Annotated in this window: 8 protein-coding genes and 1 pseudogene; 4 read left to right on the forward strand and 5 right to left on the reverse strand. The window is 54.6% G+C overall.

Annotated elements, in window-relative coordinates:
- From CPT76_RS15055 to CPT76_RS15065, 4 genes are all read left to right on the forward strand, one after another.
- On the forward strand, nt 1-331 hold a 331-nt coding region (locus tag CPT76_RS15055; protein ID WP_181152861.1), incomplete at its 5' end, for a spore germination protein.
- Nucleotides 328-858, forward strand: a complete 531-nt coding sequence (locus CPT76_RS39760) for a Ger(x)C family spore germination protein (protein WP_258168519.1) — start codon at nt 328-330, stop codon at nt 856-858. The genes CPT76_RS15055 and CPT76_RS39760, both read left to right, overlap by 4 nt.
- 9 nt (nt 859-867) lie before the next feature.
- Nucleotides 868-1,473 carry a Ger(x)C family spore germination C-terminal domain-containing protein gene (locus tag CPT76_RS39765; RefSeq protein WP_258168520.1) on the forward strand — a complete coding sequence of 202 codons (606 nt, stop codon included), beginning with the start codon at nt 868-870 and terminating at the stop codon, nt 1,471-1,473.
- 80 nt (nt 1,474-1,553) lie between these two features.
- Nucleotides 1,554-1,754 (forward strand): hypothetical protein, encoded by a 201-nt coding sequence (locus CPT76_RS15065; protein ID WP_105443470.1) that lies wholly within the window; start codon nt 1,554-1,556, stop codon nt 1,752-1,754.
- Between the two features lie 40 nt (nt 1,755-1,794).
- Here the strand turns inward: CPT76_RS15065 and map are convergent, their stop codons facing one another.
- From map to CPT76_RS42485, 5 genes and pseudogenes are all read right to left on the reverse strand, one after another.
- On the reverse strand, nt 1,795-2,541 hold the full coding sequence (gene map / locus CPT76_RS15070; RefSeq protein ID WP_076169476.1) for a type I methionyl aminopeptidase: 747 nt from the start codon (nt 2,539-2,541) through the stop codon (nt 1,795-1,797).
- Nucleotides 2,542-2,708: 167 nt separating this feature from the next.
- Nucleotides 2,709-4,973: a YhgE/Pip domain-containing protein gene (locus CPT76_RS15075; protein WP_105443471.1), complete on the reverse strand. Its 2,265-nt coding sequence runs from the start codon at nt 4,971-4,973 to the stop codon at nt 2,709-2,711.
- 226 nt (nt 4,974-5,199) lie between these two features.
- The gene (locus tag CPT76_RS15080; RefSeq protein WP_105443472.1) at nt 5,200-5,781 is read right to left on the reverse strand and encodes a TetR/AcrR family transcriptional regulator; all 582 of its coding nucleotides are present in this window, start codon (nt 5,779-5,781) and stop codon (nt 5,200-5,202) included.
- A gap of 122 nt (nt 5,782-5,903) precedes the next feature.
- The gene (ymzB, locus tag CPT76_RS36695) at nt 5,904-6,242 is read right to left on the reverse strand and encodes a protein YmzB (protein WP_145156906.1); all 339 of its coding nucleotides are present in this window, start codon (nt 6,240-6,242) and stop codon (nt 5,904-5,906) included.
- A gap of 255 nt (nt 6,243-6,497) precedes the next feature.
- Nucleotides 6,498-8,696, reverse strand: a pseudogene (locus CPT76_RS42485) (response regulator); the annotation flags it as partial.

Genomic DNA, 8,696 nt, shown 5'->3' on the forward strand with positions numbered 1-8,696 from the left:
GTCATCCGTCGTCGTGGGCGCTATTACGACCGTCACTGGCGCGACCTTGGTGAACCAAAGCTTAACCTCGGTCATTAGCGTTATCCGGTTCACCTTGTTCCTGATCGCCTCGTTTCTGGGTATGTATGGCCTCATTCTCGGCCTGATTCTGCTGCTGATCTATGTATCCCGGCTCCGGACGTTCGGAGAGTCCTATCTTGCGCCGGTTTCACCATTCCGGTTCAAGGATTTTATCAACTCGGTCATCCGGCTGCCGTGGGATAAAGTCAAGAGCCGCACCTCCTTCCTGAATCCGCAGGATCCGGATCATCAAGGGGAGTCCCCGACATGAAACGATTGGCGCTATTCCTTGTATGCTGTGCGTTAACGCTTCTCCTGCCGGGCTGTTGGAACTCCAAGGATATTCAGAATATGGCCTATGTGACGGCGATCGGGCTTGATTATGAGGACGGAAAATATAAAAGCTACGTTCAGGTGCTGAACTTCTCCAATATCGCTCAATCCCAAAATGCCCAGGTCGGCAAAGTCGTGCCGATCTGGATTGGCACGGGGGAAGGGATGACCGTGACCGAATCATTGACATCCATCTACTCGACGGCTCAGCGCCGCGTATTTTGGGGCCATATGAAAGTGGTCGTTTGTTCCGAGCGGCTGCTCAAGCATGGCATGGACCAGGTGTTTGACATGCTGAACCGGTACCGGGAAATCCGTTATAACGTGCTGCTGTATGGGACGAAAGATCCGATTCAGGACATTCTGACGGAGAAGTCCATCCTGAACTTTTTCTCCGCTGGAAAGCGTGTTGGAATCTCCGCAGCAGGTTTATACGCAGCGTTCGTTCATCCTGCCCATTTATGAGTTAAAATTTTGGCCCAGTTGAAAGAACCGAGCGGGACGGCAATTCTTCCTTCGTTGACGATTGACTATAAGGACTGGTATGAGGATAAAAAGGACCACCCGATGCTTCGGGTATCCGGCGCTTATTTTTTTGACAACCGAGAGCTTCGCGGATGGCTCTCGGAGGATGATCTGAAGGGAACCCGCTGGATTCAGCGGCAGCTTGAACGGTCACCCGTCAATATTCCTGTCGGTCAGACCCCCGTAGCCACCCTGATCCTGATGAAGCCGCATTTTATCGTAGATCCAAAGCTGGAAAACGACAAGATTCATTTCGACATTCGCATCGGACTTAAATCCTACGTGGATCTGATGATCAAGGATCTGCCGGAGTCGACGCTGGAGAAAATGGCCGCCCAACTAGTAAAGAAGGAAGTCATCGACAGCTACAAAAAAGGCGTCACCCTGAAATCCGACGTGCTGATGCTGGAAGACAAGCTGTACCGGAAATACCCCGACAAATGGCGGGAACTCAGCAAGAAGTCTGATTTTATTCTAACCGATGAGATGCTGAGGAACGTAGATGTCACCATTACGATGGTGAACTCCGGTAAGTACAAGCAAAGGGTTCACTGATCCTTCGGCGCGTGGTATGATGAAGCAAAGAATGCGTTCCTGTCATGCCAACAGCCAGGGATCAAGAAAGGTGATTAAATATGTGGATTTACATCGTCGTGATCGGGATCGCCCTGCTGGCTGCTGTCGGGACGTTCTGGGTCGGTTTTTCTGCGGAAAATAAAAAACGCAATCCGGAGTACGAGCATCGTACGAAGAAGAATCTGTCCAAGCTGACTTCCATGTACGTGGTGACCGTGGTCCTGGCCATCATCATCTGCGTTGCCATTTATTTCAGGTAGCTTTCGGCGTTAATCCATACAAAAAAGAGAAGTTGCCGGCTTATTGGGCTGTCAAAATTTCCGGACCGTTCGCCGTAATCGCGAGGGTGTGCTCGTACTGGGCCGACAGTCCGCCGTCCAGCGTTCTGGCGGTCCAGCCGTCGCTGTCCATCTTGCTCCGGTAAGTGCCGGTATTCAGCATCGGCTCGATCGTAATCACCATGCCTTCCTTCAGCCGTGGACCTACATTCGCCGGCCCGTAGTGAGGAACCTGCGGTGCTTCGTGCATTTCCTCCCCGATGCCGTGGCCGATGAAATCGCGTACGACCGAGAAGCCTTCACCTTCGGCATAAACCTGGATTGCATGCGAAATGTCGCCGATCCGGTTGCCGATAACCGCCTTCTCGATTCCTTTGTACAGGGATTCATGCGTCACGTCCAGCAGGCGCTGCGCCTGCTCGGAAATATTCCCGACCGGATAGGACCATGCAGAGTCGGCCAGCCAGCCTTTCAGGTTGACCACCATATCCACGGTAATGATATCCCCGTCCTTCAGCACCGTTTTGCCCGGAAAGCCGTGGCAGATCACGTCGTTTACCGAAGTGCAGGTCGCATAAGGAAAACCGTTGTATCCTTTCTGCTCGGGTGTAGCCCCATGCTTGCGGATGAATTGTTCTGCGAAACGGTCAATCTCTATAGTGGTGATGCCGGGAGCAATCATCTTGCGGATCTCACGGTGGCAGGCAGCCAAAATTTCGCCCGCTTCTTTCATGTACTTGATCTGGTCTTTCGTCTTCAGAATTATCATCTTTTTATCTACCCTCATTCCTGTCTGTATCTTCTTATTATACCCAATATCGTCAATGTCCGAAATCTACCCGTATCATCTTATGCGTGATAAGGCGAAAAAGGAGCTCCGGTCCTTCGATGGAAAGAACCGGAACTCCTGTGAATGGATTGTTATCGCGAGTGCAATTAAGCCGTTTGCGGCTCTGCAGGAACTTCCTTCGCCTTGCGGCCCTTGATCAGGAAGTAGACAAGGGTCAAAGCAAGGAAGATCACGGCGTCGATACCCAGGATGCCTGCCTGCTTCCACACCAGATCGAAATCTCCGCTGGCGATAATCGCCTTGTATCCGAGCACGCTGTGGGACATCGGAAGCCAAGGATTCAGCGGCTTCAGCCAATCCGGAATCAGCTCCAGCGGGAACGTTCCGGCGCTGGTTGCCAGCTGCAGAATCAGCAGGATGATGATCAGGAAGCGTCCCGGCATATCCAGCCAGGTGACGAACGCCTGCACGATAAACATAAACGTCAAGCTCGTAATAAAGGAGAAGAGGAAGAAGAGTGGTACACTTCGAACCTCCAGCCCCAGTCCGTACAAAATGATCGCTGCCGCGACCACGGACTGGAACAAGCTCATGCCCGCGAAGGACAGCGAGCGGCTGACAAACCGGCTGAAGCCGGAAGCGCCAGGAACCGTCGTTCCTTTGAGCGAAATGACCAGCGTCGAAATGAGCGCTCCGACGAACAGGCCGAGCGACATGAAGTATGGCGTCAGGCCTGTGCCGTAGTTCGGCACCTTGCGGTCATCGATTTCCTTCGTATCAACCGGGGAAGCGAACATTTCCACAAGCGCATCGGTCTTCTTGAGCTCGGAGGTTTTATCCGCCGCGTCCGTCAGCTTCGTCTGCAGCTCTTTCGAACCGTCCTCCAGCTTGCTGATGCCGCTCTTCAGGTCACCTGCGCCGTTGTTCAGCTGCTGCGAACCGTCGGCAAGTGTTCCGAGCCCGCTGGCCAGCTTGTTCACGCCGCCCTGCAGCTGGCTGGATCCTGCCAGAAGCTGCTGGGCGCCGCCCACCAGGCTCTGGCTGCCGCCGGCCGCTTCGGACAGCTTCTGGCCGAACGTTTGCAGGCCGGCCGTAAGCTGCTGCTGGCCGGCATTCAGCTTGGATGCGCCGGCCACGAGCTGCTGCTGGCCTTGTACGAGCTGCCCGCTGCCCGCGCTGAGCTGCTGCGTGCCCGCATGCAGCTGGGCCGCGCCGCCGGCCAGCTTCTTCTGGCCGTCATGCAGCGAGTTCGCCCCGCTGAGCAGCTGCTGCTGACCCTGCGCGAGCTGGGCGCTGCCGTCGGCTACCGCCTGGCTGGCTGCGATCAGCTTCTGAAGCTCAGGGTTTGCCGCGAGCTCAGGGCTCGCTTTGGCCAGCTGCTGCAGGCCGTCGGCCACGCCTTTGGCGCCGTCGGCGACCTTCTGAGCGCTGCCTGCGGAAGATTCAAGGCCGCTCGCCAGATCGGCGCTTCCCTTCTCTGACGCCTTCAGACCGGATTCCAGTCCGGCTGCGCCCTCATCGGCGCTCTTCAGACCGGCATTCAGGTCTTGGGCGCCCTTGAGCGAGGACTGCAGCCCTTGATACAGCTGCTCGCCGCCCTTCTGGGCCGACACGGCCCCTGCGGTCAGCTGACCCTGCGCGCTGCTCAGCTGGCTGAGCCCGCCGGCAAGCTGCTTGGCGCCGCCTTCCAGGTCGCCTACACCTTTGGTCAGGTCGCTGGCCCCTTTGGCCAGCGGACCCATGCCGTTCTTTGCTTCCAATGTGCCTGCCGCCAGCTTGCCGAGGTTTTCCTTCAGCTTGACGGCTCCTTCATCCAGATCATTGGTACCGTTGTGCAGCTTGCCCGCGCCTTCACCGGCTTCAGCCAAACCGTCCGATACCTCTGTAAAATTGTCCAGCAGGCTGTCGGTATACGATTCCGTTACCTTCGCGGATACTTTGGACTTGATATCCTTTACGGCCGTATTGCCGATCTGGGAGGCCACAAAGTTGTAGTCTCCGTTCGGCTCGTATTCGATGCTGGCCGGCTGCGGATTTTCATCCATCAGCGTCGTCGCTTTGCTGGAAAAATCCTCGGGGATCGTAATTTTCATATAATAGCGGTTATCCTTGATTCCCTGCTCAGCTTCTTTTTCACTGACGAATTCCCAGTCAAAGTCCTTGCCTTTCTTCAGTTCGTCCACCAAATCGTCTCCAATGTGGAGCTGCTTGCCTTTGAATTCGGCGCCCTTATCCTTGTTGACCACCGCTACCGGCAGCTGGTCCAGATGACCGTAGGGGTCCCAAAAGGCCGCCAGATATACGCCGCTGTACAAAATCGGAATAAACATGACGGCAATGACCGGAATGAGCACTTTCGGATTCTTTACGGCCGCCGCCAAATCTTTAAAAAACACGGCTATTGATTTCATGTTTCCGGGCTTCCCCCTTTACGTTATTTAGTATGACTCAGACACTCCCGAGTATCATTGACTGATTTCTTCAATTGGTCAGTTTTGCGCATACGGAAATACTTCGGACAAAAGGACCCCACAACGTGGGGCCATTGCTCCGAGACGTACTCGGGTACTTCGCCGTGGCGCCTGATAAAGGCCGCAGCGGTCCCTGCTCTTATAAAGGGATATAACGCATGCCCGGTTATTTCACAGACAGCCCTTCTTCCAGAAACAGCCGGAAGTGCTGTCTGATTTCCGCCTTGGTTAACGTTTCTTGATGCTGTTTGTTCCATTCGGACGTCAAGGCGACATACATTTTCAGCATGAGGAAGGCGACGACGGACGGATCGCATTCACGGATTTCGTGCTGCTCCACCGCGAACCGGACTTCCTTCTCCATATAGCCGAGGATGACACCCTCCACCCGGCTCATCGCCTCTTGGGACTGTGGCGTGCCAAAGTCTCTGACCTCCTGTGAGAGCTTGATCAACAGCTCATGCTCCCCCCGGAACTCCAGAAGGGAATCCAGAACCCGGAACAGGTTGTCGAAAAACGGCTTCCGGTGATCCACTTCCCGCTCAATGATCGTCTTCATTTCGGAGATGACGCCGTGCAGAATTTCGTCAAACAGCTGTTCCTTCGTATCGAAAAACGTATAAATCGTTCCTTTTCCCACATTAGCGATCTTCGCTACCTGCTCCATCGTCGTCGCCTTGTACCCGAACAAGGAAAAGGACTGGGCAGCCGCGCCCAGCACCTGTTTCTTCCGGTCGACCGATCCTATGATGTTCTCCTCCCATCTAAACGCGTATCAGCAAAAACTGACCAATTTTCAATTTCAGTCATAAGGTCAGTTTTTACTTTACCACATTTATTGGAATATGCAAAGATACTTATTGAAATTTTTCAAGATTGTATGAAAATTTCATATTTTGCCCGTTCTGTTTCCATGGAAAGCTGCTGCTCCTGCACATCCGCGTACTTCAACCCGTCAACGTAAATTTGGTATGTGCTCTGCGGAAGCGGGATATCTCCCTGCTCGTTCACCACAGCTCCGCTGCCGTGCAGGATCAGCGAATCCCCTTCGGTATATTCGTCAATCGTCGGTGTGCTCGGCTTGTATTCCACATCCTCCAGCGTGATTCGTGTCTGGTCGGTGTCCTCGAGCTCCTGTTTGCGGATCATAACGGTCTGCTGTTTATGCGCGTTCAGCCAGTCGGTTACGGATTTGAGAGATTCGTTCATTGAAAGCCCTTCTTTCTGCGTAGTAGTCATTGTCTTCATCTCCGGGTGCTGTTGATGCCGATGAAGCGGCCGCAGCCCGTCTATAAAGAGTCTAACCATTCCGCCGAAAGGCAAAACATCCCTGGAAATCACGATCTCCCCGCCAAACAGGATCAAAGAACAGGGGCTTATTGTGATATGGACATTTCCGAGAATAGAAAAAGAGATGCCTCCCACCATAAACAGCGGGAAACATCTCTTAAATGTCCGTTCCTCCTACTCCTCCTGGTCCGGCCCGGCATCTTCCTCAGGTGCCGTCGTTCCAAGCCAGCTGCGGATCATCGACAACAGCTGCGCGCTGTTCACCGGCTTGGTAATGTAGTCGGATGCTCCGGCTTCCAGGCATTCCTCCCGGTCGCCTTTCATCGCCTTGGCGGTCAGAGCAATGATCGGGAGATCTTTGAACTGCGACTTGCTGCGGATCGCCCGCGTCGTTTCGTAGCCGTCCATAACCGGCATCATGATGTCCATCAGCACGATCTCGATATCCGGCGTCTGCTCCAGGATTTGAATGGCCTCGTGACCGTTTTCGGCAGGAACGACCATCATCTGATGACGCTCCAGGATGGTAGTCAAGGCAAAAATGTTGCGGATGTCGTCGTCCACTACCAGTAACCTTTTTATACTGAATCATCTCGTCGGATTGATACAGCTTGCGCACAAGCTCTCCCGCCTGTTCTGTCAGGTCATCCGGCTTGCGGTGCAGGAACAGGCTCGTCTCGTCGATCATCTGGGCCGGCGTCTTGACCTCTTTGATGACCGCGGATTTGGTCAGCTCTTCCAGTTCCTCCTCTTGGTCATGGTTCCATTTGACGCTCCGGTTCAAGACCAATGGCGTGTGCTTGTTCTTTGGATTTTTCTGCATTTCCCGGACGAACTGCAGAACGTTCATATCCTCCAAATCGTTATCCGCGAGCACGCAGTCAAAATGCTCATTCTTCAAGGTCTCGAGCGCTTCCCGGGCGGTCTGCGCCATGACGATCCGCACATCCTCGCTGCCCAGAAGATCCGCCCATTCCTGGCAGCGCTCTTCTTCCGTTGCGGCCAGCAGCAGGCTGCGGCTATGTTCAGCGGCAAACCGGCTCAGCTGATCCAGCGCCTTCTCGAGGTCTTCGTTGGTGACCGGCTTGCAGACATACTCATAGACTCCCTTGCGGAGCAGTTCAACTTCATCCTCTTCGACGGTGATGACGCAGACCGGAATATGCCGGGTTGCCAAGTCGTTCTTCAAGTGCTCAATGACCATCCAGCCGTCCATGTCGCCAAGGCGAAGATCGAGCGTAATCGCCTCAGGCTGGTATTTTCTCGCCAGCTCGAGTGCGCCGGATCCTTTTGTCGTGATGACGGCCTTGATATTCTTCCGGTGCAGAAGCTCCAGCAGGATTTCGTTAAACTTCACGTCGTCTTCAATGATGAGAAAGACGCGATCTCCCGGCTCAATCCGCTCCCGGTCGTCGTTCACGTCATCTGCCTTGCGGCTGAAGGTACGCTTCTGCTCCGGCGGCGTGACATCGATGACTTCCGGCACGTATTTCGGCGTCTCCTCCTGCGGCCCCATTTCCGTGTCGACCGGCAGGTAGAGGTTGAAAATGCTGCCTTTGCCGACGACGCTGTAGAGCGTCAGTTCCCCGCCTAGCAATTGGGCGATCTCACGGGAAATGGCCAATCCGAGCCCTGTGCCGCCATACACCCGGTTCGTGCTGCCGTCCGCCTGCTGGAACGCCTCGAAAATGATCTGCTGCTTGTCCTCCGGAATGCCGATTCCGGTGTCGCTGACCGAGAAGCACAGCACGTTCGGCGCTTGGTTCAGCGATTCGTTATCCTTGCTCCATCCTTCGCTGGCCCGCCGCAGGGCCAAAGTAACCTGGCCCTTCTCCGTGAACTTAAAGGCGTTCGACAGGAGGTTTTTGAGCACCTGCTGCAGCCGCTTCTGATCGGTAACCACCGTATCCGGCACGTCCGGATCCACCTTGATGCTGAACTCAAGCAGGCTGTTATCCACCATCGGGCGGAACGACCGGTCGAGGCTGTCCGTCAGCGCTTTGAGGGACACTTCGCTGAAGTCCGGCGTTACGGTGCCTGATTCAATTTTGGACAGATCCAAAATTTCATTGATCAGGTTCAGCAATTCCAGACCTGAATCCTGGATCGTTTTGGCGAATTTGACCTGATGTTCGCTCAAGTTCTCATCCGGGTTATCCGCAAGCTGTTCTGCAAGAAGGAGGAGGGAATTGAGCGGCGTTCTTAATTCATGCGACATATTGGCCAAAAAACTCCGATTTGTAGCGTGAGGTCAGCGCAAGCTGCTCCGCCTTCTCCTCCAGGAACTGCTTCGCAACCTCGACCTCCTGGTTTTTGCTCTCGACCTCGGCCTTTTGCAGGACGAGCAGCTTCGCCTTGTCCTCCAGCTCCTCA

It is taken from the genome of Paenibacillus sp. AR247, assembly GCF_002968895.1.
GTDB lineage: Bacteria > Bacillota > Bacilli > Paenibacillales > Paenibacillaceae > Paenibacillus_AQ > Paenibacillus_AQ favisporus.